The 25,383-nt window shown below is 72.7% G+C and carries 28 protein-coding genes and 1 pseudogene; 13 read left to right on the top strand and 16 right to left on the bottom strand.

What is annotated here, in order from left to right; genetic code table 11:
• Positions 1 to 92 precede the first annotated feature (92 nt).
• Genes ABD143_RS29430 through ABD143_RS29415 form a run of 4 tightly spaced genes read right to left on the bottom strand, consistent with a single transcriptional unit; the run spans position 93 to position 5,670 of the window.
• A complete protein-coding gene (locus ABD143_RS29430) occupies positions 93 to 581 on the bottom strand; it encodes a type III secretion system chaperone family protein (protein ID WP_343984705.1) in 489 nt (162 codons plus the stop codon).
• Complete coding sequence (mshA, locus tag ABD143_RS29425) at positions 578 to 1,924, bottom strand: D-inositol-3-phosphate glycosyltransferase (RefSeq protein ID WP_343984704.1); 1,347 nt, start codon at positions 1,922 to 1,924, stop codon at positions 578 to 580. Before mshA ends, ABD143_RS29430 begins: the two co-directional genes overlap by 4 nt.
• 54 nt (positions 1,925 to 1,978) lie before the next feature.
• Positions 1,979 to 4,870: a sacsin N-terminal ATP-binding-like domain-containing protein gene (locus tag ABD143_RS29420; protein ID WP_343984703.1), complete on the bottom strand. Its 2,892-nt coding sequence runs from the start codon at positions 4,868 to 4,870 to the stop codon at positions 1,979 to 1,981.
• Between the two features lie 20 nt (positions 4,871 to 4,890).
• A complete protein-coding gene (locus ABD143_RS29415) occupies positions 4,891 to 5,670 on the bottom strand; it encodes a DUF3027 domain-containing protein (protein ID WP_343984702.1) in 780 nt (259 codons plus the stop codon).
• Between the two features lie 27 nt (positions 5,671 to 5,697).
• Here ABD143_RS29415 and ABD143_RS29410 point away from each other — a divergent pair, with 27 nt between their 5' ends.
• The 3 genes from ABD143_RS29410 to ABD143_RS29400 all read left to right on the top strand — a co-directional run bounded on the left by ABD143_RS29410 (position 5,698) and on the right by ABD143_RS29400 (position 8,794).
• Positions 5,698 to 6,474: a glutaminyl-peptide cyclotransferase gene (locus ABD143_RS29410; protein ID WP_343984701.1), complete on the top strand. Its 777-nt coding sequence runs from the start codon at positions 5,698 to 5,700 to the stop codon at positions 6,472 to 6,474.
• Positions 6,475 to 6,582: 108 nt separating this feature from the next.
• Positions 6,583 to 8,292 (top strand): MFS transporter, encoded by a 1,710-nt coding sequence (locus ABD143_RS29405; RefSeq protein ID WP_425563750.1) that lies wholly within the window; start codon positions 6,583 to 6,585, stop codon positions 8,290 to 8,292.
• A 22-nt stretch (positions 8,293 to 8,314) separates the two neighbouring features.
• The gene (locus ABD143_RS29400) at positions 8,315 to 8,794 is read left to right on the top strand and encodes a DUF2771 family protein (RefSeq protein ID WP_343984699.1); all 480 of its coding nucleotides are present in this window, start codon (positions 8,315 to 8,317) and stop codon (positions 8,792 to 8,794) included.
• A gap of 13 nt (positions 8,795 to 8,807) precedes the next feature.
• Here the strand turns inward: ABD143_RS29400 and ABD143_RS29395 are convergent, their stop codons facing one another.
• The 8 genes and pseudogenes from ABD143_RS29395 to ABD143_RS29365 all read right to left on the bottom strand — a co-directional run bounded on the left by ABD143_RS29395 (position 8,808) and on the right by ABD143_RS29365 (position 15,706).
• Complete coding sequence (locus ABD143_RS29395; RefSeq protein ID WP_343985006.1) at positions 8,808 to 9,194, bottom strand: cold-shock protein; 387 nt, start codon at positions 9,192 to 9,194, stop codon at positions 8,808 to 8,810.
• Between the two features lie 232 nt (positions 9,195 to 9,426).
• Positions 9,427 to 11,088, bottom strand: a complete 1,662-nt coding sequence (locus tag ABD143_RS29390; protein WP_343984698.1) for an AMP-binding protein — start codon at positions 11,086 to 11,088, stop codon at positions 9,427 to 9,429.
• A 162-nt stretch (positions 11,089 to 11,250) separates the two neighbouring features.
• Positions 11,251 to 12,420 carry a S8 family peptidase gene (locus ABD143_RS29385; RefSeq protein ID WP_343984697.1) on the bottom strand — a complete coding sequence of 390 codons (1,170 nt, stop codon included), beginning with the start codon at positions 12,418 to 12,420 and terminating at the stop codon, positions 11,251 to 11,253.
• Between the two features lie 76 nt (positions 12,421 to 12,496).
• A complete protein-coding gene (locus ABD143_RS38380) occupies positions 12,497 to 13,105 on the bottom strand; it encodes a TOBE domain-containing protein (RefSeq protein ID WP_417715295.1) in 609 nt (202 codons plus the stop codon).
• Positions 13,106 to 13,144: 39 nt separating this feature from the next.
• Positions 13,145 to 13,615: pseudogene (locus ABD143_RS38375) on the bottom strand (ATP-binding cassette domain-containing protein); the annotation flags it as partial.
• 8 nt (positions 13,616 to 13,623) lie between these two features.
• Positions 13,624 to 14,397 (bottom strand): ABC transporter permease, encoded by a 774-nt coding sequence (locus tag ABD143_RS29375; RefSeq protein ID WP_343985004.1) that lies wholly within the window; start codon positions 14,395 to 14,397, stop codon positions 13,624 to 13,626.
• 53 nt (positions 14,398 to 14,450) lie between these two features.
• Complete coding sequence (locus ABD143_RS29370) at positions 14,451 to 14,858, bottom strand: TOBE domain-containing protein (RefSeq protein ID WP_343984695.1); 408 nt, start codon at positions 14,856 to 14,858, stop codon at positions 14,451 to 14,453.
• 365 nt (positions 14,859 to 15,223) lie between these two features.
• Positions 15,224 to 15,706 carry a hypothetical protein gene (locus tag ABD143_RS29365; protein WP_343984694.1) on the bottom strand — a complete coding sequence of 161 codons (483 nt, stop codon included), beginning with the start codon at positions 15,704 to 15,706 and terminating at the stop codon, positions 15,224 to 15,226.
• A 207-nt stretch (positions 15,707 to 15,913) separates the two neighbouring features.
• Between ABD143_RS29365 and ABD143_RS29360 the strand changes: the two genes are divergently transcribed.
• The 3 genes from ABD143_RS29360 to ABD143_RS29350 all read left to right on the top strand — a co-directional run bounded on the left by ABD143_RS29360 (position 15,914) and on the right by ABD143_RS29350 (position 18,630).
• Positions 15,914 to 17,131 (top strand): acyl-CoA dehydrogenase family protein, encoded by a 1,218-nt coding sequence (locus ABD143_RS29360; RefSeq protein WP_343984693.1) that lies wholly within the window; start codon positions 15,914 to 15,916, stop codon positions 17,129 to 17,131.
• A gap of 161 nt (positions 17,132 to 17,292) precedes the next feature.
• Positions 17,293 to 18,354: a GTP 3',8-cyclase MoaA gene (gene moaA / locus ABD143_RS29355; RefSeq protein ID WP_343984692.1), complete on the top strand. Its 1,062-nt coding sequence runs from the start codon at positions 17,293 to 17,295 to the stop codon at positions 18,352 to 18,354.
• Positions 18,355 to 18,357: 3 nt separating this feature from the next.
• Positions 18,358 to 18,630 (top strand): MoaD/ThiS family protein, encoded by a 273-nt coding sequence (locus tag ABD143_RS29350; RefSeq protein ID WP_343984691.1) that lies wholly within the window; start codon positions 18,358 to 18,360, stop codon positions 18,628 to 18,630.
• Between the two features lie 148 nt (positions 18,631 to 18,778).
• On the opposite strand, the gene ABD143_RS29345 is transcribed toward ABD143_RS29350, so the two are convergent.
• Both ABD143_RS29345 and ABD143_RS29340 read right to left on the bottom strand, forming a co-directional pair.
• A complete protein-coding gene (locus ABD143_RS29345) occupies positions 18,779 to 19,828 on the bottom strand; it encodes a zinc-binding dehydrogenase (RefSeq protein WP_343984690.1) in 1,050 nt (349 codons plus the stop codon).
• Between the two features lie 81 nt (positions 19,829 to 19,909).
• On the bottom strand, positions 19,910 to 20,359 hold the full coding sequence (locus ABD143_RS29340) for a nuclear transport factor 2 family protein (protein WP_343984689.1): 450 nt from the start codon (positions 20,357 to 20,359) through the stop codon (positions 19,910 to 19,912).
• Between the two features lie 88 nt (positions 20,360 to 20,447).
• Between ABD143_RS29340 and ABD143_RS29335 the strand changes: the two genes are divergently transcribed.
• The 3 genes from ABD143_RS29335 to ABD143_RS29325 all read left to right on the top strand — a co-directional run bounded on the left by ABD143_RS29335 (position 20,448) and on the right by ABD143_RS29325 (position 21,699).
• Positions 20,448 to 20,813, top strand: coding sequence for a VOC family protein (locus ABD143_RS29335; protein ID WP_343984688.1), 366 nt, complete (start codon positions 20,448 to 20,450; stop codon positions 20,811 to 20,813).
• 65 nt (positions 20,814 to 20,878) lie between these two features.
• Positions 20,879 to 21,220 (top strand): ArsR/SmtB family transcription factor, encoded by a 342-nt coding sequence (locus tag ABD143_RS29330; RefSeq protein ID WP_343984687.1) that lies wholly within the window; start codon positions 20,879 to 20,881, stop codon positions 21,218 to 21,220.
• Complete coding sequence (locus tag ABD143_RS29325) at positions 21,217 to 21,699, top strand: SRPBCC family protein (protein ID WP_343984686.1); 483 nt, start codon at positions 21,217 to 21,219, stop codon at positions 21,697 to 21,699. The genes ABD143_RS29330 and ABD143_RS29325 overlap by 4 nt, the downstream gene beginning before the upstream one ends.
• On the opposite strand, the gene ABD143_RS29320 is transcribed toward ABD143_RS29325, so the two are convergent.
• Positions 21,672 to 22,682 carry a P1 family peptidase gene (locus ABD143_RS29320; RefSeq protein WP_343984685.1) on the bottom strand — a complete coding sequence of 337 codons (1,011 nt, stop codon included), beginning with the start codon at positions 22,680 to 22,682 and terminating at the stop codon, positions 21,672 to 21,674. The two genes, ABD143_RS29325 and ABD143_RS29320, sit on opposite strands and share 28 nt — an antisense overlap.
• A gap of 71 nt (positions 22,683 to 22,753) precedes the next feature.
• On the opposite strand from ABD143_RS29320, the gene ABD143_RS29315 reads away from it, so the two are divergent.
• The 4 genes from ABD143_RS29315 (at position 22,754) to ABD143_RS29300 (ending at position 24,889) form a co-directional block, all read left to right on the top strand.
• Positions 22,754 to 23,467 (top strand): 2OG-Fe(II) oxygenase, encoded by a 714-nt coding sequence (locus tag ABD143_RS29315; RefSeq protein ID WP_343984684.1) that lies wholly within the window; start codon positions 22,754 to 22,756, stop codon positions 23,465 to 23,467.
• Positions 23,467 to 23,796 (top strand): hypothetical protein, encoded by a 330-nt coding sequence (locus ABD143_RS29310; protein WP_343984683.1) that lies wholly within the window; start codon positions 23,467 to 23,469, stop codon positions 23,794 to 23,796. Before ABD143_RS29315 ends, ABD143_RS29310 begins: the two co-directional genes overlap by 1 nt.
• A 65-nt stretch (positions 23,797 to 23,861) precedes the next feature.
• Positions 23,862 to 24,191: a hypothetical protein gene (locus ABD143_RS29305; RefSeq protein ID WP_343984682.1), complete on the top strand. Its 330-nt coding sequence runs from the start codon at positions 23,862 to 23,864 to the stop codon at positions 24,189 to 24,191.
• Between the two features lie 38 nt (positions 24,192 to 24,229).
• A complete protein-coding gene (locus ABD143_RS29300) occupies positions 24,230 to 24,889 on the top strand; it encodes an alpha-ketoglutarate-dependent dioxygenase AlkB family protein (protein ID WP_343984681.1) in 660 nt (219 codons plus the stop codon).
• A 3-nt stretch (positions 24,890 to 24,892) separates the two neighbouring features.
• Here the strand turns inward: ABD143_RS29300 and ABD143_RS29295 are convergent, their stop codons facing one another.
• The gene (locus tag ABD143_RS29295) at positions 24,893 to 25,366 is read right to left on the bottom strand and encodes a hypothetical protein (protein ID WP_343984680.1); all 474 of its coding nucleotides are present in this window, start codon (positions 25,364 to 25,366) and stop codon (positions 24,893 to 24,895) included.
• Positions 25,367 to 25,383: the final 17 nt, after the last annotated feature.

Raw genomic sequence — 25,383 nt, 5'->3', positions numbered from 1 at the left:
CTCCTAGGAGCGCTAGCCCGTCCTGCGATGAGGACGGTGGGTGCCGTCTGTCCGGTTGTACCCGCGGGATCACGATCAGATCACGGCCACCCTTATGTGAAGAGGTGCTCGAAGGCCTTCAGGTTGGCCTGGCTCTCGCCGCGTTCCTGGCGCCAGGCGTGCTCACGCCGGATCGACGTCGCGAAACCGAGCTCCAGCAGCGTGTTGAAGTCGCCGTCGGCGGCCTCCAGCACCTGGCCGAGCACGCGGTCCAGCTCGGCGGCGGTCACGGCGTGCAGCCCGGTGCGGCCGATCAGATGGATGTCGCCGATCCGGTCCAGCGCGTAGTGCACCCCGTAGAGCCGGGCATTGCGCTGCAGCAGGAACCGGTAGACGGCCTCGTGGTCCTCGTCCGGCTGTCGGCACACGAACGCCTGCACGAAAAGCGCGTGCTCGCCGACGACCAGCCAGCAGTGCGTCTGGAGACGGTTGGTGCCGGGAAGCGTGACGAGGAACTGGCCGGGCTCGCGGCGGTGGTGGTCCACCTCCAGCTCGGCGAGTGCAGCCGCGACCAGCGCGTCGACATCGTCCTCCGGGCTCACCGCTCGATCATCCCGACGGGCACGTCCGCCCGCACGATCCGGGGGACGGTGGGCAAAAGGAGCCCGATCCGCTCGGCGTGCTCCGTGGCCGCGTCGGTGTAGGTGTCGAGCAGGGCGTCGGCGGTCCGGTCCCAGGAGAACTCACGGGCGTGCTCGACGGCCCCGGCGCTCAGCTCGGCCCGCCGGCCGGGAGCGAGCGCGACGGCGGCGAGCGCGTCCGCCCACTGCCGGGCGCCGTGCCCCGGCACGAGCAGACCCGACCGCTCATCGGCCACGGCCACCGGCAGTCCACCGACGCGCGCAGCCACCACCGGCGTGCCGCAGGCCTGCGCCTCCAGCGCGACGAGCCCGAACGACTCGTTGTGGCTCGGCACCGCGACCACGTCGGCAGCGCGGTAGACGTTCACCAGGCCGTCACCGCCCTGGGGCGGGAGGAAGCGCAGGACGTCGGCGATGCCCAGATATGCTCCCAGCTCCTGCAGCACGGTCGGCTCGGCGAGCCCGTTGCCCGACGGTCCACCCGTCACCAGCACGACGAGCCGGGAGCGCAGCGCCGGATCGCGGGCCAGCAGGTTGGCCGCGGCGCGCAGTAGCACGTCCGGAGCCTTGAGCGGCTGGATCCGGCCGACGAACGCGAGCACCACGGCGTCGGGCGCGATGCCGAGCGCGCGCCGGGCGGCCGCCTGGTCGCCGGGGGTGAACCGGGCCAGGTCCACGCCGGGCGGCACGGTCACGGTGCGCCGCGAGTCGGCCCCATACAGATCCACGAGCTGGCGCGACTCTTCGGCCGTGTTGCCGATCAGCCGGTCGGCCTCGGCCACCACCTGGTCCTCACCGATCACGCGGACCATCGGCTCCGGCGGGTCGCCGTCGGCCAGGGCCGCGTTCTTCACCCGGGCGAGCGTGTGGGCGCTGTGCACGAGCGGCACGCCCCACCGGTCGCGCGCCAGCCAGCCGACCTGACCGGAGAGCCAGTAGTGCGAGTGCACGACGTCGTAGTAGCCGGGCTCGTGCCGGGCCTCCGTGCGCAGCACACCGGCCGTGAACGCGCACAGCTGGCTCGGCAGGTCGTTCTTGCCGAGCCCCTCGAACGGCCCGGCCGCGACGTGCCGCACGAGCACACCGGGGGCGAGCTCGGCGACCGGCGGCAGGTCCGACGACGTGGCCCTGGTGAAGACCTCGACGTCGACACCGCGCCGCGCCATCCGGGTGGCCGTCTCCACGATGTAGACGTTCATGCCGCCCGCGTCGCCGGTGCCCGGCTGTTCCAGGGGTGAGGTGTGCACGGAGAGCAGGCAGACGCGGCGGGGCCGCCGCACCGCTCCGTGGCTGGCGCGGTTCACACGTCCGTGTTTAGCACGCGCCCGGCCCACGCACTCCGCGGAGGCGCACCCGCCTCATTCCTGCGCGAGGACGCCGAGCAAGGCCCGTAACGGGTCGCCGGCGTGCCAGCGGCCTTCGGCATCGCGCCAGGTCGGGACGGGGAGGCGGCCGGCAGCGGGGCGGCGCACCGCGACTTCCAGCTCGTCGTGCACCAGCAGCTCACCCGTAGGCACCGGCACCCCGAGCGTGTGGCACGCCACCACGACCTCGCCGACGTCCGCCCACCGCACCGCCCTGCCCTCCCCCAGCACCTGGGCCGCCACGACGTCGGAGGCCAGGGGCAGGTCGAGGAGGTCGGCGAGCGCGGCCGGGTCGCCGCCGGTCACCAGCTCACCGGCGGGGACAACCGCGGCGAGCCATGGCAGGTCGAGCACCATCGCGACGTCGACGTCGGACACCGTGCCGTCCAGAGCCCGCACCTGCTCGGGCAGCTCCAGGTCCACCGGGTCCACCCGGCCATCGGCGACCGCGTCCGCCAGCTCCGCGTAGGCCTCGGCCACGAGCGCGACGTCCGGGTGCCGCGCCGGGTCGACGAGCCGGGCGATCAGGTCGGCCGCGACCGCCGTGTCGGTGATCCGCAGGTCGGCCCGGACGCCGATCGCCGCGAGCAGCGCCTCGTCCACGTCCACGGGCGGCGGCGGGTCGTACAGCGCGGCCAGGTCGTCGGCCGACGGCAGCCGCCAGAACGCAGGCCGGCGGCCGGCCAACCGCGCGTGCCGGGCGAGCCACCACGCCGTGTACGCACCGGGCGCGGTGAGTGCCGCGCGGGTCTCCCGCCCGGAGGCGAGCAGCGCGAGCGCGGCCGGCCAGGCGTCGTCCGCGACGAGGTCGAGGTCGCGCACTGCCACGAGCCGCGTGGGCGGGACCTCGTGTTCGTCCCACCAGCGCTCCTCGTCGTCGAGGTGGTGGTCGGGGCCCGCCGGGTCCTCCTCGACGAGCACGGCGAACCCGTCCAGCACGCCGACGGCGAGCAGCGCGTCCCGCGGCACACTCGCGGCGAACCCGGCGTCGAGGGCGTCGAGTGGGACGTCGGGCGCGAGAAGGGGGCGCAATGCGGCGTCGGGCAGCATCAGCTCGTCGGCACGGGCAGGGGCGCCGTCCGCGGCGGGGAGGGCGAGCGCGCCGAAGCCCTCCGGGGCCGCGTCCCGCCCCGCCAGCAGCTCCAGCACGGCCTCGGCCAGCGGGCGCACGTCGAGCCCGGCGTCGGCGTCGTCCAACGACCGGTCGACGGCCTCGGCGAGCGCCGGGTGCTCGAGCAGTGCGGCCGGGTCGGCGACCGCCGCACCGAGCCGGGCGAGCAGCGGGTGCACCGCGGCGGGGTCGGCGAGGTGCAGCCCGGGGAGGCCGAGGGAGGCCAGCCGCTCGACCGCGGGCAGGGGCGGCTCGTCCGGGAGGAGCACCGTGGGCGGGCCTGCGGCCATGCGCCCGTCGGCGAGCGGGACCGGCAGCGCCCGCAGCTCGTCGCGGGCTCCCGGCACTGTGTCGGCGACCGGTTCCATGGCCGCGTACAGCGCACGCCACCAGCCCGCCGGCCGCTCAACTGCGAGCAGCCGCTGCACCAGCTCGGCCACGGGCATGCGGTGCGCGCCCAGCTCGCCGAGCGCGGTGGCGGCACGTCCGGCCGGCAGGGCCTGCAGCGCCGCGGGTGCCAGCAGCCGGTCGAAGCCGGCCTCGTCGAGGAGTGCTGATCCGGCGAACTCGGGCAGGTCGAGCCACTCGGCCTTGCCGGGCGCCAGTTCGGCGCCGCTGACGGCGGGGAGCCAGGCGGCCCCGCGCAGGGCGCCGAAGAGGAGATCGCGCAGCCGTCCGTCCAGCTCCGAGCGGGGGAACCCGGACTCGGGCACCAGCGCGAGCCGGTGCTCGGGCTGGACGGCCCGCACGAGATCGACGTAGGCCGCGGCGGCTCCGGCGAGCACCCGCTCGGCGGCCGGGCCGGGACGCACGCGCCTGCGGTCGGGTTCGAGCGGCACCGTTGCCACCAGCCGGGCAGGCAGCGACAGCTGCTCCGCCGCCGCCGTCGGGGCGTGCAGCACGTCGCCGTCGAGCGGTTCGGGCAGGCCGTCGGGTGTGAGCGGGAGTGCCCAGCAGGCCGTCCAGTCGCGTCGCATGCGCTGCTCGACGGCCTCCGTGCCCACCTCGTCGTCGGCGAGCTGCCCCGAGGTGCGGGCGAGGAGCCAGCGACGACCACCGATGGTCACCTCGCCGGGGGCGGGGCCGTCGGTCCGGCGTAGCACCTCGCCGCCGACGGCGATCTCGGTCAGGTCGGGAAGTGCGAGCAGCAGGTCGCCTGCGGATTCGAGCGCCTGGGCGAGGAGAGCGGCAGTGTCGCGGCCGGGGCCGGGGCGCAGCGGCAGCCGGACCTCGGTGTCGAACCCCTCGGGCGGCCGCTCGTCGGTCGGCCAGGCAAGCCGCAGCACCGGCGGCTCGTCGCGGCGCGCCAGCTCGGCCGCCGGGCCCGACAACTCTGCTACCGCCTCTGCAGTGCGGGCCGCCGAGAACGCGATCCCGCCGCCTGCGCTGACCACGCGCGGGGCATCCGAAACGGCCAGCACGGCGGCGAAGCCCACACCGAACCGCCCGACCGAGCCCGTGTCGTCGCGCTTCGCGGACGCGCGCAGGGACGCGAGCGCGGCCACCCCGGCCGCGTCGAGCGGGGATCCGGTGTTGGCGACGCGCAGCTCACCGTCGACGACCTCGACGCATACGCGCCCGGGCACCCCGGCCGAGCGCGCGGCGTCAGCGGCGTTCTGGGCGAGCTCGACGAACCAGGCGTCGGCATAGCCACCGAGCCGCAGGTCCTCCTCGGCGTTGGCGTCCTCGCGAAATCGCGTCGGCGAACCCGCCCACGACTGCAGGACGGCGGCGCGGAGCACGGCCGTGCCGAACGGATCTGTCGCTGTGTCCACTCGTGAGCTCGCAAGCTCGCTCACGTGCGGCCGACCGGCTCCAGATCGACCCCGTCGTCGTAGACGAGTTCGGCGACAGCCACCGGCGACATCGGGTCGGGCTGCACGTCGGAGTGGGCGCCGCAGCCGAACCCGACCTCGACCACCGCGCCGTCGGCAGGCGAGTACTCGTTGGCGCAGGCGCCGAACGCCCCCCGCATCGATCCGGCGATCGGGAGGAAGAACGCACAGGTGGCGCAGCGGCCAGGAGCCGCCCGGGCCATGTCGGAGGCCGGTCCGCGCTCACCGTCGTGCCAGCGCCGGGCCGCGGACTCCCGGCCGAACCTCGAGAGCACCCGCATGCGGCCGAGCCCGATCTCCACCGCGACCTCTTCGACGGCGGGGTCATCGGAGGCGATGTAGGCGGGGACGACCCGCTCGTCGTCCTCGGGTGGGGGCAGCAGGTCGCCGACGCCGAGGTCGCCCGGCCGCACCCGCTCGCTCCACGGCACCCACGCGGGTGCGACGAGGGCTTCGGAGCCGGGGAGCAGCACCACCTCGCTGACGGTGACGGGTGTGTCGTCGCCTGCGGCGGCGAGGGTGACCGACCAGCGCCAGCCGCGGTAGCCGCCCTGCGTGGCGGCGAAGAAGTGGGTGACGGCGCCCTCGTCCTCGGGTTGCGCCTCCAGGTGCTCGCCGACCGCGCCTGCGGCCGCCTCGTGCCCGATGTCGGCAGCGGCCTCCTCGACGGCGGCGGATCTGGCGATCTCCACAGCGTCCACGAGCCGGGGCGGCGGGCCGAGGGTCGGTACGGAGTTCACCGCAGGGATTGTGCCACCCTCTGCGTCATGACCTTCGGGCGTGCGGTGGTCGGGGCGCTGGTGATGGCGCTGGCCGGGTGCGCCGCGGCTGCTCCGACCGCGGCCGGCACCGCCGAGCTGCTCCGCCCGCAGGTGCTCGCCGAGCTGCCGCACGACACCAGGGCGTTCACGCAGGGCCTGGAACTCGGCCCCGACGGCGCACTGTACGAGGGCACCGGGCTCGAAGGCCGGTCGCAGCTGCGCGAGGTCGACCCGGCGACGGGCGACGTGCGCCGGTCGGTTCCGCTGCCGGGCAAGCTGTTCGGCGAGGGGATCACGGTCATTGGCGACCGGATCTGGCAGCTGACCTGGAAGGACGGCGTGGCGCTCGAGTGGGACCGGGCGAGCCTCACACTCCTGCGGCAGGTGCAGATCGACGGCGAGGGCTGGGGCCTGTGCCATGACGGCGACCGCCTGGTGCGCAGCGACGGAAGCAACCGGCTCCGCTTCCACGACCCCGTCACGTTCGCCGAGACCGGCTCCGTCGCCGTCACGCTGGACGGCGAGCCGGTCAACGAGCTGAACGAACTGGAGTGCGTCGACGGCCAGGTGTGGGCCAACGTGTGGCAGACCAACCGGATCGTGCGCATCGACCCGGCCGACGGGCACGTGACCGCGGTGGTGGACGCCACCGGCCTGCTCGACGACCGGCGCCGGGCGGGCACGGACGTCCTCAACGGGATCGCGTCGCTCGGCAACGGCGAGTACCTGCTGACGGGCAAGCTCTGGCCCTCATACTTCCGGGTGCGCCTCACCCCGGCGTGATCACGCCTCGGTTACTCACGGCCTTCGCACCGGCCTGAGCACTCGACACAGGTGATGATCCGCTGTCGGAGGCCGCCGCCGGGAGTCCCGATGGTTCAGAATGGGTCCGTGGCCCGCCCGGACTCCTCCCACCCCCGCCGCGGCCGCCGCGGCGGCCGCCGAAACTGGGTCACAATCGACGGCGCGTCCCGCGCGGACGCCCCCGCCCCGCCCGCCCCGCCCGACACGCTGGAGACGGAGACGGAGACGGAGACCGAAGCCGACGAGCCCTCGCGTCACGAGCCGCGCCGCCGCTACCCGTGGCACGACGACCCGGACTACGACCCCACCGCGCACCGGCGCGTTCCCCCTCCGCAGAACTGGCGGCCGCCGCCCGGCGAACCTGCCACGGAAGCCGCGCCCGAGCGCGGGGAACGTCCCCGCGACAGCGTCCCGCCGCCGGGCGACGACGACCGGCCCACCCCGCGGATGCCACGCAAGCTCACGGTCACCCGCGTCGCCGCGATGCGCAGCAGGCAGCTGACCGAGGGTGGGATCAGGGCGTTCCGCCGGGCCGCGTCAGCCGACGGGGCCGACCGCTCCGGGCTCACCGCGCTCACCTACGCCACGATGATGAACTACGCGGTGGACGCCGCCGTGGCCGTCGCGCTGGCCAACACGCTGTTCTTCGCCGCCGCCACCGCCGAGAGCCGGGCGAACGTCGCGCTCTATCTGATCATCACGGTGGCCCCGTTCGCCGTGGTCGCCCCGGTGATCGGCCCGATGCTCGACCGGCTGCAGCGCGGGCGCCGCGCCGCGCTCGCCATCTCCTTCGCCGGCCGCGCCGTGCTCGCGCTGGTGATGGCGTTCAACTACGACACGTGGCTGCTCTACCCGGCGGCGCTCGGGGCGCTGGTGCTGAGCAAGTCGTTCTCCGTGCTCAAGGCCGCCGTCACCCCGCGGGTGCTGCCGCGCGCTATCACCCTCGTCACCACGAACTCCCGGCTCACCGCGTTCGGGATGGTGGCAGGCGGGGTGGCGGGCGGCATCGCGGCGGGCGTGGCGGCCCTCTGGGGCTCACCTGGCGCGCTCGTCTTCACCGCGGTGGTCGCCGTCGGCGGCGTGTTGCTCTGCCTGCGCATCCCGCGCTGGGTGGAGTCCACAGCGGGCGAGGTGCCCGCCGCGCTGCGCAGCACCGCGCGGGGCAGACGCAGGCCGATGGGCCGCGGTGTGGCCGTCGGCCTGTGGGGCAACTCCGCGATCCGCGTACTCACCGGGTTCCTCACGCTGTTCGTCGCGTTCGTCGTACGCGAGCAGACCGAGGCCGACCCGACCCGCCAGTTGCTGCTGATCGGCATCGTCGGCGCCGCGGCCGGGATCGGCTCGTTCACCGGCAACGGCATCGGCTCGCGGCGCCAGTTCGGCCACCCCGACGCGATCATCATCTCGTGCATCGGGGCCACCGTCGCGGTATGCGTGGTCGCCGCGGTGCTGCCCGGCATCGCCACGGCCGCTCTCGTCGGCCTGATCGGCGCCGCCTCCAGCGCGCTGGCCAAGGTCTGCCTCGACGCGATGATCCAGCGCGACCTGCCGGAGGAGTCGCGCGCGTCCGCGTTCGGCCGGTCGGAGACCGTGCTGCAGCTCGCCTGGGTCTTCGGCGGGGCGCTCGGCGTGCTCCTGCCGCACTTCACGTTCTGGATCGGGTTCGCGGTGATCGCGGCGATCGTCGCGCTCACTGGCGTGCAGACCGTGCTGGTCAGCCGCGGGCGCAGCCTGCTGCCGTTCCTCGGGCCGCGCCGGATGTCCGCCGGTCCGCAACCGGCGCGCACGGGGGGCTGAGCCGCCTACGTAGGGTGGGGGCGTGCCCGTGCTCCGCCGCCTGCTCCCGGTTGTCGCGGCCGCCATGATGCTGGCCGCATGCAGCAGCAGCGAGCCGCCCCAGGTGACGTTCGCCGCGGGCACCGCCAGCGTGGTCGCCCGCCCCACCCAGTACTGCGACGAGTCGGGCGCCGATTGCACCGGCGACCCCGCGGCTCCCGTCGCGCTCGCGGTGCCGGCCGGCACGGCGCTGCAGGTCACGGTGCCGGACGTGATCGCGCAGACGCCCTGGCAGGTGGTGTTCAGCTACCGCGACGCGAACGGGGCGCAGGCCGACGAGCGCAGCCCCGTCTTCGCGCCGACCGAACGGAGCATCTGGACGCTCGAGCTGGCGGCGCCGACGGACCGCCTGCTGACCGCGCAGGTCCAGCAGTACGGCCCGCCGCCGCAGATCAATCCCGACACGGGCGAGGTCGAGTTCCCGATCCGCGCAAGCTGGGTGCTCAACACCAGCGGCGGCTGAGCACCCGCGACCGTCAGCCGTCCAGGTCGCGGGCGACGGCCCGCACGACCTCCGCCGCGAGCTTGCAGGTGCGGCGGTCGGGGTAGCGGCCACGGCGCAGGTCCGGCTGCACCTTCGTCTCGAGCAGCCGGATCATGTCCTCGATCACGCTGTGCAGGTCCTCTGCGGGCCGCCGGGTGGCCTCGACGACCGACGGCGGCGCGTCGACCAGCCGCACCTGCAGCGCCTGCGGCCCGCGGCGGCCCTCGGCCATCCCGAACTCGACGCGCTGGCCCGCCTTGAGCGACTGCACCCCGGCCGGCAGCGCGGCCTTTCGGACGTAGACGTCCTCACCACCATCCTGGGCGAGGAACCCGAAGCCCTTGTCGGCGTCGTACCACTTGACCCTGCCGGTCGGCACCCTGCTCACCCGTTCCTCGATCGACCCCTGCGTCCTGCGGCGCCACGGTGGACCGCATGACGAACGCGCCCCGACGCCTTGGACCGCCACTTGGCCGGCCATCGAGCGACACCGGGACGCGTGCGCACCACCCTAGACCGCCCGGACCGTTCCGCGCAGCCGTCAAAGCCGACCTGAGAGTGCAGATTCGTCGTTAAATCCGGCCGGGTTCGGGTAGTGCTCGGACGCCGAGCTACGCGTTGCGGACCGCCGCCGCCTCGCCGAGGTGCAGCAGCTCGACGCTCCTCTCGCGCATCTCGACCTTGCGGACCTTTCCCGTGACCGTCATCGGGAACTCGTCCACGATCAGCACGTAGCGCGGGATCTTGTAATGCGCGAGCTTGCCCGTCGCGAACTCGCGCACCGCCTCCGCAGTGAGCTCCGGCGCGCCGTCGCGCAACGTCACCCAGGCACACAGCTCCTCGCCGTACCGCAGGTCCGGCACGCCGACGACCTGCGCGTCCACGATGTCGGGGTGGGTGTAGAGGAACTCCTCGATCTCCCGCGGGTAGACGTTCTCCCCACCCCGGATGACCATGTCCTTGATCCGGCCGGTGATGTTGACGTAGCCGTCGGCGTCCATCACGCCGATGTCGCCGGTGTGCATCCAGCGGGCGCGGTCGATGGCCTCGGCGGTCTTCTCCGGCTCGTCCCAGTACCCGAGCATCACCGAGTACCCGCGGGTGCAGAGCTCGCCGGGCTCGCCGCGGGGCAGCGTCAGGCCGGACGCCGGGTCGACGATCTTCACCTCGACGTGCGGGTGCACCTGCCCGACGGTCGAGACCCGCAGCTCCAGCGAGTCGTCGGCGCGGGTCTGTGTGGAGACGGGGGACGTCTCGGTCATCCCGTAGCAGATCGTCACCTCGGTCATGCCCATCCGGCCGACGACCTGCTTCATCACCTCGACCGGGCACGGCGACCCCGCCATGATCCCCGTGCGCAGCGACGAGAGGTCGTAGGACTCGAAGTCGGGGTCGTTCAGCTCGGCGATGAACATCGTCGGGACGCCGTACAGCGACGTGCACCGCTCCTGCGCGACGGCCGCGAGGGTCGCCTTCGGGTCGAAGCCCGGCCCGGGGATGACCATCGTGGCTCCGTTCGTGGTGCAGCCGAGGTTGCCCATGACCATGCCGAAGCAGTGGTAGAAGGGCACCGGGATGCACACCCGGTCCTGCGCGGTGTAGCCGCAGAGGCGGCCGACGAAGTAGCCGTTGTTGAGGATGTTGTGGTGCGAGAGCGTCGCGCCCTTCGGGAACCCCGTGGTGCCCGAGGTGTACTGGATGTTGATCGGGTCGTCAGGGCTCAGCTCGGCCTGCAGGCGCGCGAGCTCCCCGCGGTCGCCGTCGCGCCCGGCCGCCACCACCGCGTCCCAGTCGGGGGTGCCGAGCAACACGACCTGGCGCAGTGCGGCGCAGTTCGGCTGCACCTCCTTGATCATGCCCGCGTAGTCCGACCTCTTGAAGCTCATGGCCGCCACCAGCACCGAGACGCCTGCCTGGTTGAGCACGAACTCCAGCTCATGGGTGCGGTACGCGGGGTTGATGTTGACGAGGATCGCGCCGATCTTGGCCGTGGCGTACTGGACGAGCGTCCACTCCGCGACGTTGGGCGCCCAGATCCCCACCCGGTCGCCCTTCGCGACGCCCGACGCGAGCAGCCCCAGCGCCACGGTCTCGACGTCGTCACGCAGTTCGCGGTAGGTCCACCGCCTGCCGGTCGGCACCTCGACCAGCGCCTCCCCGTCGGGATTCGCGGCCACGGTGCGGTCGAGGTTGTCGCCGATCGTGTCGCCGAGCAGCGGTACGTCGGACGTGCCCGATGCGTACGACGGGACGGCGGGTGCGGCAGCGGACACGGCGCAGGGTCCTTTCGGCGTTCCGGTGTGGTGCGACGCACATCCTGCGACGGCGGGCACCCCGGCTGCCACCTCCCGATGGTGAGGGTGGCCCGGACATGTTGGTTAATTGGTTGGACTCTGCGCTAGTGCTGGCGCGCCCGGTCACCACCACCGACATCGCTAGAGGCCGCCGGTGTTGAGCAGGAGGTTCGCCGTTCCGCCGGTGCCACCACCGTCGACGGCCCCCGGTGTGGCGTGCTCGATGATCCACCGCTCGATCACACGGCTCGGCGCGTCACCGAAGGTCTCCTTGTAGAGCGCGGCGACTCCCGCGGCGTGCGGAGCGGCCATCGAGGTGCCGGTGTAGGAGGCCGTGCCGCCGCCGGGCATCGTGGAAACGATGCCCGTGCCGGGCGCGTAGATGTCCACGCACCGGCCGGTGGACGAGCTCGGGGCCCTGCGGTCATCGAACGTCGAGTTCGCGACGACGAGCACCCCCCTCGCCGCCCGCGGGGCGACGCGGCAGTCGTCCGCGCCCGAGTTGCCGGCCGACGAGGCCACGAACACGCCCCGGTCCACCAGCGCCGACACCGCGGCCACCAGCACGTCCGACGGCCCGTACCTCCACGACATGACCGCCACCGTCGGGCTCCGGCGATGGTGTGCGACGTAGTCGATGCCGGCGAGGAGCGAGGAGAGCGTGCCCGCTCCGGTGCAGTCGAGCACCTTCACGGACTCGATCCGCGCCGCCTTGGCCACGCCGAAGTCCTGGGCCCCGGCGATGCCCGCGACGATCGTGCCGTGGCCGTCGCAGTCGCCGTACACGTCGTCGACGGTGTTCACGGCGAAGTGCGCCCGGCCGCCGAACTGCGGGTGGCTCGCGTCGACGCCGGTGTCGAGGATGTAGATCGTGACCCCGGCCCCGGTGGCGCGGGTGGTGTAGCTGTGGTCGAGCGGGAGGCGGGGCTGGTCGATCCGGTCGAGTCCCCAGTTGGGCGGGTCGAGCTGGGTGCCCTCACTCAGCGTGGGCCACTCGCGCCGGCGAGCTTCGAGCGGGGTGACACGCCGGTCCTCCTCGATCCCGAGCACCCCGTCGTGGGAGCGGATGCGGTCCACCTGGTCACGGCTGAGCCGGGCGGCGAACCCGGCGAAGGCGCGCTTGAACGTGACGGTCGGCTTGACGCCGAACTCGTCGACGACGTCGGTCGCGATGCCTGTGCTGCTGGCGTGCACCACGTAGCCGACCAGGTCGGCGGGCGGATGGGCCTGCGCGCTCCCGGGCGCGACGACCGCACCGAGGAACTGGAGCGCGACCGCCACAGGGACGGTGCGCAGGAGCAGGCGCAGCACGGCTCAACGTTAGAAGCGTCTGACGAGGGGGGACAGAGATACGACGGGGCTGGAGTGACGGGTGTTCCGTTCTGCCTCAGCCGGGAACCACCCTCCCGAACTGGGGGACGGGCCGTTCAGGGTTCCCGGCGTGGATCATCACCTCCGTTGCCTTCACCGCGAACCACAGGTCCGCGCCCGGCTCCACCCCCAGGTCGGCCACCGCAGCGGGCGTGACGTCCGCCGCGAGCCCGTCCACCCAGGCCGGACCGCCGGGCGCTGCCGCCGCCCGCAACCGCACCACGTCGCCGCGGGGCTCGATGGCCGCGAGCCGCACCGGCAGCACGTTGCGCGGGCTGCCCTTCGGGCGTTCGGCGAACACCGCGACCGCGCTCGGCGGGAACACCGCGACGGCGGGTTCACCGGCGACCGCGCCCTCGACGCGGCCTGCGACCACGGTGCCGTCCGGCGCGAGCAGGCCGCCGTCGCCCGCCGTGCCGGGCACGAGGTCCAGCCCGGCGATCCGCGCTGTGAACGCGGTGCGCGGGCGGGCGAGTACCTCACGGGTGGACCCCTGCTCGACCACCCGCCCATCGGTCAGCACCACAACCCGGTCGGCCAGCACAAGCGCGTCGAGGGCCGAGTGCGTCACCAGCACGGCGGTCTGCCCGGCGCCCCGGATCACGCGGCGAAGCAGCGTGCGCATCGCGGGGGTCGCGTCGACGTCGAGGGCGGCCAGCGGTTCGTCGAGCAGGAGCAGCTCCGGCCGGGGCGCCAGCGCGCGGGCCAGTGCCACCCGCTGTTGCTGCCCTCCCGACATGCGGCCCGGGCGGCGGTCGGCGAGCTCGGCGGCATCGACCTCGGCGAGCAGCCCACGCGCCCGCTCCTCCGCCTCGCGGCGCGCCACGCCGTGGGCGCGCGGCCCGAAGGCGACGTTGGCCAGTGCCGTCAGGTGCGGGAAGAGCAGCGCCTGCTGGGCGAGCAGGCCGACCCCGCGCCGGTGCGGTGGAACGTGCACGCCCGCCGCCACGTCCGTGACCGTCTCGTCCCCGACGCGGACGTGCCCTTCGTCGGGGCGCAGCAGCCCAGAGAGCGCACCGAGCAGCGTCGACTTGCCTGCCCCGTTGGGCCCGAGCACGGCGAGCACCTCGCCGGGAGCGGCGTCGAGCGCCACGTCGAGCGCGAACGCCTCCCGGCGGACGACGACCCGCGCGTCGAGGCCTTTCACCGCTCCCCCTCGACGGTCCGTGGCCGCGCCACCGCGACCACCACGACGGCCACCACGACGAGCAGCAGGGAGAGCGCGACGGCGGCGTCCACGTCCGACTCCCGCTCCAGGTAGACGAGCAGCGGGAGCGTCCGGGTGGTGCCCTGAAGGCTCCCGGCGAACGCGATCGTGGCGCCGAACTCACCGAGGCAGCGCGCGAACGCGAGCACCGCACCCGACGTCAGGCCGGGCAGCACGAGCGGAACGGTGACGCGCCGGAACGCCAGGGCCGGCGACGCTCCGAGGGTGGCCGCGACGGCCTCGTAGCGCTGCCCCGCCGTCCGCAGGGCCCCCTCCACGCTCACGACCAGGAACGGCATCGCGACGAACGTCTGCGCCAGCACCACCGACGCCGTGGTGAACGGGATCGTGATCCCGAACGCGAGGTCGAGGCCGCGCCCGACGAGCCCGGTGCGCCCGAGCAGGAAGAGCAACGCGAGCCCTCCGACCACAGGTGGCAGCACGAGCGGCAGCAGCACCACCGACCGCAGCAGGCGCAGGCCGCGCACCCGGCCGCGGGCGAGCACCACGGCGAGCGGCCCGCCTAGCACGATGCACAGGGCCGTCGAGACCGCGGCGGTGACGAGCGAGAGCCGCAGCGCGTCAAGGGCCGACTCGCTAAGCAGCAGCGCGGGCAGGCGCGGCCAGTCCGTGCGGATGGCGAGCCCCACCACCGGCAGTGCGATCAGCGCGAACGCCAGCGCGGCGGGCACCCAAAGCAGCCGGGGCAGCGCCACACCCGTCTGGTGGTCGTCGCGGCGCCGGGACGTGCCCAGGGGTGCGGTCACGGCGGGCCGGCCCCAGGTGTCTCCACGACCACAGTGGTCGACTTGATCACGGCCACCGCCAGCGAGCCGGGCTCCAGGCCCATCTCCTGCACGGCCTCGCTCGACATCAGCGAGACGATCCGGTGCGGGCCGCACTGCATCTCGACCTGCGCCATGACCCGGTCGGCCTTGACTGCGGTGACCAGGCCGACCAGCCGGTTGCGGGCTGAGCTCTGCACATCGGACGGGTCGGGGGCCGCGTTCGCGTGCTCGCGCGCGAACGCGGCGAGCGCGGCCCCGTCGACGACCTTGCGGTTCGACCCGTCGGTCTGCGCCGGGAGGGTCCCGGCCTCCACCCAGCGGCGGACGGTGTCGTCGCTGACCCCGAGCAGGCGGGCGGCGTCGGAAATCCTGAACTGCGGCACGAGCCGCAGGATAGGGACGCGGATGCGATCTCTGCCAGACGGCCCTCCGGCGGAACTGCTCGACGCCCGCCAGGACCACCACGCGCAACTGCCGCTGGCGAACGCCCCGACCATCCGGCAGGTCTGACCACCGGGCGGCCTGGCCGCCGGCGCCCCGGATGACCAACGCCGGTTCGCCGCCGAGATCGGACGCCGCCTCGGCGAACCCGGACTGACCTACGCCGGGTTCCTCCGGCCCGAGCCGGCCCCGTCGCCCTACCTGAATACCGCGACCGAACCCGTCGCCCCGTAAGCGCCGCGAACGCAGTCTTCTGCCGGGACGAGGCCGAACGATGTCCCACCGAGGACCAGCAATCTCATCTCATTCACCCGGCGTTTCTCTCGTTGATTCGAGCGCGGATCGACGCGACGCTCACGGTCCCGTCGACGCTGCGGTCGAGCTTTCCGCGTTTCATCAGGTCGTGGACGAACTGTCGGCTCACTCCGAGCATGGCCGCGGCGACCGGGACGGAAACGCCTTCCAAACCGGGGAAACCCACGCGTTGGGCGACAACCTGTCCAAGCGGAGTCAGCCACCACTGGGCGGGCGGGTCGAACGGCTCATCGCCGGGGTACAGCGCGGCGATGAGCCGGTACGCGGCGCGGCCGGCGACGTAGTCGTCGTCGCCGAGCATCTCGGCTGCCCAGCCCTTGGCCTTGAGAACGACCCGGGCACGAAGCGCGTCGACGAGGTCGCCGTCATCGAGCACGCCGTCATCGAGCACGATCTCCAACGGATCGAGCAAACGGCTCGTCACCACTGCGACCAGGTTGTCGACCAGGCCGGCCGATGTCGGCAGCGCACGCATTTTTGATCACCACCACCTATTGACGTTGCTCGTCAACAGGTTGGCACCTGTTGACGTCGCGTGTCAATAGGTCAGACCGGTCGAGATCTCGAGGCCGTCTCCCGCGGTCCGGCCGGTTTCGAACCCGCAAGGTAAGGCCGAACAACTCATCCGCCCGCCATCCGCACTCACCTCGCGAACGCCTCCGCGTGTGGTTTGCTCCACGCCGTGGACTTCGAACCCAGCGCCGTCGCTGCCGACTACGCGAAGCGCATGCGTGCGTTCCTCGACGAGAAGATCCTCCCTGCTGAGGCGGCCTATGACGCCTTCCGCGCCGCGCGCCGCGGCACACCACAGGAGTGGGACCTGCCGCCGGTGGTCGAGGAACTGAAGGCCGAGGCCAGGGCACGGGGGTTGTGGAACCTCTTCCTGCCGAGCATCTCCGGCCTGTCCAACCTGGAGTACGCCTCCGTCGCCGAGGTGTCGGGCTGGTCGCCGGTGATCGCGCCGGAGGCGATCAACTGCCAGGCCCCCGACACCGGCAACATGGAGACGCTGCACCTGTTCGCCACCCCCGAACAGAAGGAGCAGTGGCTCGAGCCGCTGCTGGCAGGCGAGATCCGCTCGGCGTTCGCGATGACCGAGCCGGACGTCGCCTCCTCCGACGCCACCAACGTGCAGACGCGGATCCGCCGCGAGGGCTCTGGCACAGACGGGGAGTACGTGATCACCGGCCGGAAGTGGTGGATCTCCGGCACCGCCGACGAGCGCTGCAAGATCTTCATCGTCATGGGGAAGACCGACCCGGACGCACCCGCGCACCGGCAGCAGTCGATGGTGCTCGTGCCCCGCGACACGCCTGGCCTGGAGATCAAGCGGCACCTGCCGACGTTCGGCTACCAGGACCAGCACGGCCACTCCGAGCTGGAGTTCCACGAGGTGCGGGTGCCGGTGTCGAACCTGCTCGGCGAGGAGGGCGGCGGGTTCGCCATCGCGCAGGCACGGCTCGGCCCTGGCCGCATCCACCACTGCATGCGGCTCATCGGGATGGCCGAGCGGGCCATCGACCTCATGGTGCGGCGCGCGAAGTCACGTGTGGCCTTCGGCAGGCCGCTGGCCGACCAGGGGGTGGTGCGCGAGCAGATCGCGCAGTCGCGGATCGAGGTGGAGCAGGCCCGCCTGCTCGTGCTCAAGACGGCGTGGCTGATCGACAGGTACGGGTCGAAGGGCGCCGCCACGGAGATCGCCGCAATCAAGGTGATCTGTCCGCGCATCGCGTGCGACGTGATGGACAGGGCCATCCAGATCCACGGCGGCGCCGGGATGAGCGACGACTTCCCGCTCGCCTACTTCTACGTGTGGGCCCGCGCGTTGCGTCTGGCCGACGGCCCGGACGAGGTGCACCTGCGCTCGGTCGCCCGCCAGGAGCTGGGCCGCCACGAGTGATCGGCGCCGGTCGGGCAATACGCCCGATACCGGCGATAGAACTCAACTTTCGCACAGCCCTCGTTCAGCATTTGCGGACTGGTCCGCCGCCTTTCCCCGCAGCTGCGTTACCGCTGTTTGCCTGCACTTCCACGGCTCTTGCGGACAGCTAGGCTCGTGTCGTGACGGCATCCGAGCTCGGCCTTCCCGCGGTGCGGCGGGCCGCCCTCCGTGACCCGGCCCGCCCGGCCGACCCCCGGCTGATCGACACCTTCGGCCGGGTCGCCACCGATCTGCGCATCTCGCTGACCGACCGCTGCAACCTGCGCTGCTCGTACTGCATGCCGGCCGAAGGCCTCGACTGGATGCCGCGCGAAGAGCAGCTCACCGACGACGAGCTGATGCGGCTGGTCACGATCGCCGTCCGCGACCTAGGGATCCAGGAGCTGCGGTTCACCGGCGGCGAGCCGCTGCTGCGCCGCGGCCTGGAGGGCCTGATCGCGGCCTCCGCCGCTCTGGAGCCACGCCCGGACATCTCGCTCACCACCAACGGCATCGGTCTCGCCCGCCGCGCGGAGGCACTGGCGGCGGCCGGCGTGAACCGGCTGAACGTCTCGATGGACACGCTGCGGCAGGAGCGGTTCTCCACCATCACCCGCCGCGACCGCCTCTCCGACGTGCTGGACGGCCTCGCCGCCGCGCGCGCTGCCGGGCTCGGCCCGGTGAAGATCAACAGCGTGCTGCTGCGTGGCGTCAACGACGACGAGGCGGTCCCGCTCCTGCAGTTCGCCGTCGAGCACGGCTACGAGCTCCGGTTCATCGAGCAGATGCCGCTCGACGCCCAGCACGGCTGGGAGCGGTCCGAGATGATCACGGCAGGCGAGGTCATGGAGAAGCTCCGCACGGCCTTCACCCTCACCCCCGACCCCACGGAGCGCGGCGGGGCCCCCGCGGAGCGCTGGCTCGTCGACGGCGGCCCCGCGGTCGTCGGCGTCATCGCCTCGGTCACGCGGCCGTTCTGCGGGGCCTGCGACCGCACCCGGCTCACCGCCGACGGCCAGGTCCGCTCGTGTCTGTTCGCCCGCACCGAGACCGACCTCCGGGCGATGCTGCGCGGCGACTCGTCGGATGCGGAGATCGCCGAGACATGGCGGCACGCCATGTGGGGCAAGCTGGCCGGCCACGGCATCAATGACCCGGGCTTCCTGCAGCCGGACCGGCCGATGAGCGCGATCGGAGGCTGACGGGTGACCAGCACGACAACCACGACGTCGGTCACCGTCCGGTACTTCGCGGCGGCCCGGGCCGCAGCGGGCACCGAAAGCGAACCGCTCCACCTGGCCACCGGCAGCACAGTGGACGAGGCGATAGCCGTCGTGCGCGACCGGCACGGAGCCGATCTCGCCAAGGTGCTTGGGCGCTGCAGCTTCCTGCTGGACGAGGTGGCGGTGCGCGACCGGTCCATTCCCCTGGCCGAGGGCGCGGTGCTGGACGTGCTGCCGCCGTTCGCCGGCGGCTGAGGCAGCGGCGAACCGGTCCTCCACGAACTCGCGATGAAGTGGATCGTGAGCCGCATGCCCCCCGCGCCGTCCGGTGCTCGAACGGTCACACAGCGCTGCAACGACCCACAAGAACCTTCTCGGTGAACCTGCTGGGCGGGAGCCCCGGCTACCTCCTGATCACCACCTTGAGCGCGTTGTTCGCGCCCGCGTTGGCGAAGGTGTCGTAGGCGGAGAGCACGTCGTCGAGCCGGAACTCATGGGTGCCGAACAGCTCGCCCGCGACCTTTCCCGACCGCACCAGCTTCATCAGCATCGGCACCGTCGTGCCGTCCACGAGCCCGGTCGTGATCGTCACGTTCTTGATCCACAGATCTTCGAGGTGGAGGGTGGTCGGCGCGCCGTGCACGCCGATGTTCGCTACCACGCCGCCGGGCCGCACCACCCGCGTGCACAGGTCGAACGTCTCCGGGATGCCCACCGCCTCGATCGCGACGTCCGCGCCCAGCCCGTCGTCGGTGAGGGCCGCGATCCGCTCCTCGACGTCCGGCGCACCCGAGTTGATCACCTCGTCGGCACCGAAGCGGCGGGCGTGCTCGAGCCGCGAGTCGGCGAGGTCCACCGCGACGACGGTCGCGGCACCGGCCAGGCCGGCCGTCTGGATCGCGGCGAGCCCGACCGGTCCCGATCCCACGACGACCACGACGTCACCGGGCTTCACACGACCGTTGCGGACTCCCACCTCGTAGCCGGTGGGCAGGATGTCGGTCAGGAACAGCACCTGCTCGTCGGTGACACCCTCCGGCACCTTGTGGACGCTCGTCTCCGCGAACGGCACACGCGTGTACTCGGCCTGCGTGCCGTCGATGAGGTGACCAAAGATCCAGCCGATCCCCCCGGTGGACTGGCAGTGGCTCGGCATCGACCGCTTGCACGCGGCGCACTGACCGCAGGACGTGATCGCCGGGACGATGACGCGGTCGTCGACGGCGAGGTTCCGCACCGCCTGCCCGACCGCGACGATCGTGCCCACCGCCTCGTGCCCGAGGATGCGGCCCTCCTCCACAGTCGGCACGTCGCCCTTGAGGATGTGCAGGTCGGTGCCACAGATCGTCGTGGTGTCGATCTGCACCACCACGTCGGTCGGGTCGATCGGCTTCGGATCGGCGACGGTGTCCCAGGACTTCTGGCCCGGACCGTGATAGACGAGCGCCTTCATCGACTCCTCCTCGCAACGCGGAGTCCGCCACTGCTGTGACGGCGCTCACGCACGCTAGGCCGATGCGCCCGCCAGACTGTCTCAATCTGACACGGGCGCGCGCCTGACGACCGAGGTCTCCAGTCGCACGATCCGCCAGCCGTCGGCGGTGCGGCGGGCCCGGCAGCGGTACACCTTGCGCAGTTCCTGCCCGCCGCCCCGCTCCTCGACGAACGTGATGATCGCGTTGGCCCGCAGCGCGGCCTCGTCGCCGTCGAGGTCGACGAGGACCTCGCCGATCAGGTGCTGGACGGCGGCGGTCGCCGAGTGGTTGCGCGTGGCCTGCGCGACGGCCGCGTCCACGCCGACCGCCTCGCCGCCAGGAGTCCGCACCGTCACGTCCTCGGCCAGCACACGCCGCATCCCTTCGAAGTCGCCCTCGTCCAGACAGGTCGTGAGCCGGAGCAGCAGGCCGGCCACATCCTCGCGGTCGGCCAGCCGGCCCAGCGCGGTCCGCAGTTCGTCGAGCTCTGTTGTGGTCGTGGTGGTCACGTCGTTCTCCGTTGGCTATACCAATGTTGGTCTCTCCCACATTAACACGAGTTGACCGGTAGGTTTTTTCCTACCTATTCTTGTACCCATGACGATCAACCAGCTCCTGACAATGACGGTGTTCGTGTCCGACCAAGACCGGGCGAAGGCCTTCTACGCCGAGCAGCTCGGCTTCGATGTGCGTGCCGACCGCGTGGTCGGCGACAACCGCTGGCTCGAGGTGGCGCCACCCAAGAGCGAGACCAGCATCGTGTTGCACCGGCCGTTCCCCGGTTCGACCGCAGGCAGCACGCAAGGTGTCATCCTCGGCTCGGACGACCTCGACGCCGACTGCGCCGCCCTCGTCGACGCGGGTGTGGCTGTCGACGGGCCGGATGACATGCCGTGGGGTCGGCAGGCGACGTTCAGCGACCCGGACGGCAACGGCTTCGTGCTGACGGAGGCCGCGCGATGACGATGGCGGAGATCAGAGGCGTGTCGGTTGCCGCACCGAGGCCCTCGGTGATGAGGTGTGCGGCGATGCCGCACCGTGCGAAGTCCTCACCGGCCGACCGGGTGTTCGCCGCCCTGGCCAACCCCACCCGGCGCGATGTCCTCGACCTGCTCCTCGACGGCCCCCGCCCGGTCCAGGACATAGCCGAGCGGTTCGACATGGCCCGCCCGAGTGTGTCGGAGCACCTGAAGGTCCTCCGGGACGCCGGGCTCGTCACCGAGACCCGGCACGGTCGCCAGCGCCACTACGCCGTGCAGCCGGAACCCCTGCGGGACCTGCAGCGCTGGCTCAGCCCCTACGAGCGGTTCTGGCGCGGCAAGCTCGGCGACCTGCGCGAGTTCCTCGACACCCAGGAGGAGCAGTCGTGACCGAGGACCGGACCGTCGTCCACGTCGACGAGTTCCTCCCGTACCCGCCGGCGCGGGTGTGGCGCGCACTCGTCGACCCCGACATGCTCAGCGCCTGGTTCATGCCCACCGACTTCGCGCCGCGGGTCGGGCACCGCTTCACGTTCCGGACGCAGCCGATCCCGGCCACCCGGTTCAGCGGCACCGTCCAATGCGAGGTGCTCGACGTCCGACCGGAGGTTCTGCTCTGCTACACCTGGGCCGACGCCGGAAACCCCGACGGGCTCGCATCCACCGTGACCTGGACGCTCCACCCGGAGGGTCGCGGCACGCGACTGTTCCTGGAGCACCGCGGCTTCGACCCGGACGACCCGATCCAGCAGCTGTCCCGCACGATCATGAGCGGGGGCTGGCGCAGCCACGTCGTCCGGCGGCTGGCCGAGTTCCTCGTCGAGCAGGATCAGGATCAGGATCAGGAAAGCCCCGCCAGCTTGCGGTAGCCGGGCCAGGTCCCCGCTGTGGTCGTCACGGTCTCGGCCGCCAGCATCGCGTGCACGACGGCCCGGCTCACGACGTCGGCAGCGACGGACTGGAGCTCGACGAGGGCGGTCAGGTCGGGGGTGGGCCGGGCACCGGTGGACAGCCCGAAGAGGGCGTCGCCGTCGGCGGCGGTGTGCACGGGCGAGAGCGCGCGGGCCAGCCCGTCGTGGCCCACCCCGGCCAGCCGCGAGCAGCCCGCCTTGTCCAGCGTGACGTCCGTGGCGACGACGCCGATCGTCGTGGCCGAGCCGAGCGCGGGCGGCGGCCGGAGGGCGGCGGCCGCGCGCATGGCGTCGAGGTCGGGGGCGGGGACCTCGGGGAACTCGCCGGGCAGCCCGAGCCGTGCGCCGTGCAGCTCACCGGTGGTGAGGTCTACGGCCGAGCCGGCGGCGTTGACGACGACGAGCGCCGCCACGACCGACCCGTCGGGCAGCACGGCGCTGGCGGAACCGACCCCGCCCTTGAACCCTCCGGCCTGCGCGCCCGTCCCTGCACCGACGGCGCCCTGCGTCACGGGCCCGTCGGTGGCGGCGGCGCAGGCGGCGGCGCCGGTCTCCGCGGTGGGACGCGCGCGGACGTCGCCACCGCGGCCGAGGTCGAACAGCACCGCGGCCGGCACGATCGGCACGATCCAGCCCGGCACCGGTACGCCGACCCCGCGTTCCTCCAGCCACGCCATCACGCCATCGGCCGCGGCCAGCCCGTATGCGCTGCCGCCGGTCAGCACCAGCGCGTGCACGCGCTGCACCGTGTTGCGCGGGTCGAGCAGGTCGGTCTCGCGGGTGCCGGGCGCCGCGCCCCGCACGTCGATCCCGCCGACGGCCCCGCCATCCGGGGCGAGCACGACCGTGACACCGGTCAGCGCGCCGTCACCGGTGCGCGTGGCGTGCCCGACCCGCAGGCCTGCGACGTCGGTCAGGGCGTTGTGCGGTCCGCGGAACATGCCGCCATCCTGCCTGCCGCGATGTCCGTTCTCCGCCAGCGAGGGCCGCGGGCTTGCGTGAGAGTGGACGCATGACCACCGGCGCCGTACTCGACCGACTGGGCTCGCTCGACTGGGCCGACCTGCAGGACCGCCTCGACACCGACGGCGTCGCCGCCACCCCGCCGCTGCTGACGCCGCAGCAGTGCGCCGAGGTCGTCGCGATGTTCGACGAGGATGCGCTCTTCCGCAGCACGGTCGTGATGGCCCGGCACGCGTTCGGCGAGGGCAGCTACCGCTATTTCGCCGACCCGCTCCCGCCGCTCGTGCAGACCTTGCGCGAGCGGCTGTACCCGCCGATCGCCGCGATCGCGAACCGGTGGGCCGAGCGTCTCGGCGAGCGGGCATTCCCGGGGCATCTCGCCGGCCTGCTGGACGAGTGCGCGGCGCTCGGCCAGCACCGCCCCACTCCGCTCGTGCTGCGTTACGGGCGGGGTGGGTACAACTGCCTGCACCAGGACGTCTACGGCGACCTGACCTTTCCGCTGCAGTTCCTGGTGATGCTGAGCAGGCCGGACGAGGACTTCACGGGCGGCGAGAGCGTCTTCGTGGAGCAGCGCCCGCGCCAGCAGTCGCGACCCGTTGTCATGCGCCCCCGGCAGGGTGAGGCGGTGATCTTCCCGGTGCGCCACCGCCCGCAGCGCGGCGCCCGCGGCGATCACCGGGTGCAGATGCGCCACGGGGTGAGCGCCGTGCACAGCGGCAGCCGGCACGTGCTGGGGATCATCTTCCACAATGCCCGGTGATGAATGACGGGTACCTCGACCGTTTCGTCCGGGCGGTCGAGGAGGGTGACCGGGCGGTGTTCGTCGCACCCGATGTCGACGGCCACCGCCTCCTCGCCGAGTACCACGGGCGCCGCTTCGATCCGCCGCTCGTCTTCGATTTCGACGAGGAAGAGTTCGTCGCAGCGCTCCACGGCGCGGGACGCGGTGGCCGCTCCCTCTGGCCCGACCTGCCGGAGCCGGAAGTCGGGTTCCGCCTGATGCTGGTGTATTTGTACGAGAGCATCGACGCCGTCGGCCCGCCCCTGCGGCGGGTCTTCATCTCCGACAACGAACTCCAGGCCGAGTAGCCGGTAGCAGCGATCTGGTGCGCGTGGCCGCAACCCCAAAGGCTTCTGCCGCGAGAGGATCGAACTTGACGGATTCGAACCTCGACCGCTTCATCTGGGCGGTGGCGGAGGACGACCATGCGGTGTTCGTCGGACCCGACGCCGACGGTAAGCGCCTCCTCGCGGAGTACCACGGCCACCGCTTCGACCCGCCACTGATGTTGGATTTCAGCGAGGAGGAGTTCGAAGCGACCGTCCGCACCGCGGGTCCGGGGGCGCGCTCGCTGTGGCCGGAGGTTCCGGAGGCGGAAGCGGCCGTCCGCCTGCTGCTCGTGCACCTGTACGAGAGCCTCTGCGGAATGAAGACTCCCGTGCGCCGGGTGTACCTGTCCGAGGGGCAGGTGTGGGCCGAGTAGCGGCGAGCAGGACCTGGCAACGGGGGAACACTGGAGGTGTGAGCCAACCACTCCTCATCCCCCGGGAGCGGCGGGTGCTCGCTCCAGGTGCGGTGCACGTGCCGGACTGGCTCGATCTCGAGCGGCAGCGCGCGCTCGTGCTGGCCTGCCGCCAGTGGGCCGCCGAGGGGCCGGGCATCCGCGCCGCCGTCATGCCGAACGGGAGCCAGATGTCCGTGCGCAGCGTCTGTCTGGGCTGGCACTGGTATCCCTACCGCTACTCCCGCACCCGCGACGACCAGGACGGCTCGCCCGTCACCGCGTTCCCGGAATGGCTGGGCGACCTCGGCCGCGAGGCGGTCGCCGCCGCGTACGACGATTCCGAGCGGGCGCGCGACTATCGCCCCGACATCGCGCTGATCAACCACTACGACGCCGGTGCGAAGATGGGCCTGCACCGCGACGGCGACGAGAGGTCGCCCGACCCGGTCGTCTCCCTCAGCATCGGCGCGGCGTGCGTATTCCGGTTCGGCAACACGGAGAACCGCGGCCGCCCGTGGACCGATGTGGAGCTGCACTCAGGTGACCTGATCGTCTTCGGCGACGAGAGCCGGCTCGCCTACCACGGCGTGCCGAAGCTCCTACCGACTTCGGAGGCCCCCGACACCGGACTCGCCACGGGCCGCCTCAACATCACGCTCCGGGTCTCGGGTCTCTGAAGCTCAGCCGTCGGCCCTCACCGCTCCCACCGGCCGCCCGTTCTGGCAGCTCAGCTCCATGCGGACGTCCGACTCATCCGACCTGAACCGCACCCGGAAGCCCTCGTGCTCGTCGTGGAGCCGGAAGCCTTGAGCCGGGGTCGCCGAGACCACCTGCACCAGCCCGCCGACGCAGCGCGCGACGACCGTGCCGCCTGGGCTCGTGAGGACCTCGGTCGCGGCGTCGGGAGCGGGCGGGGGTGGCTGGGCCGAAGCCGATGTGGTTGCGGGAGCGGGGGCTGCTGGTGGCGGAGCCGCGGGTGCCGTGCGCGCCGCCGCGAGAGCCTGATCCACTTGGGCAGGGGTGAGAGGTTCCTGCCCGGCGCCAAGTATGCCGCTGCCGATCGCGCCGACGGCGCTCATGCCGACCACCGTCGCCACGACGACGGTCGCGGTCCACGCGAGCGCGGCGAGGGCGGGGCCCGTGCGGCGGGTCATGGTCACAGCGTGCCGTG

Source organism: Pseudonocardia aurantiaca (genome assembly GCF_039526725.1).
Classification (GTDB): Bacteria; Actinomycetota; Actinomycetes; order Mycobacteriales; family Pseudonocardiaceae; genus Pseudonocardia; species Pseudonocardia aurantiaca.
Note: the sequence above shows the minus strand (reverse complement) of the source record. Positions and strands in the feature narration are given on the sequence as shown.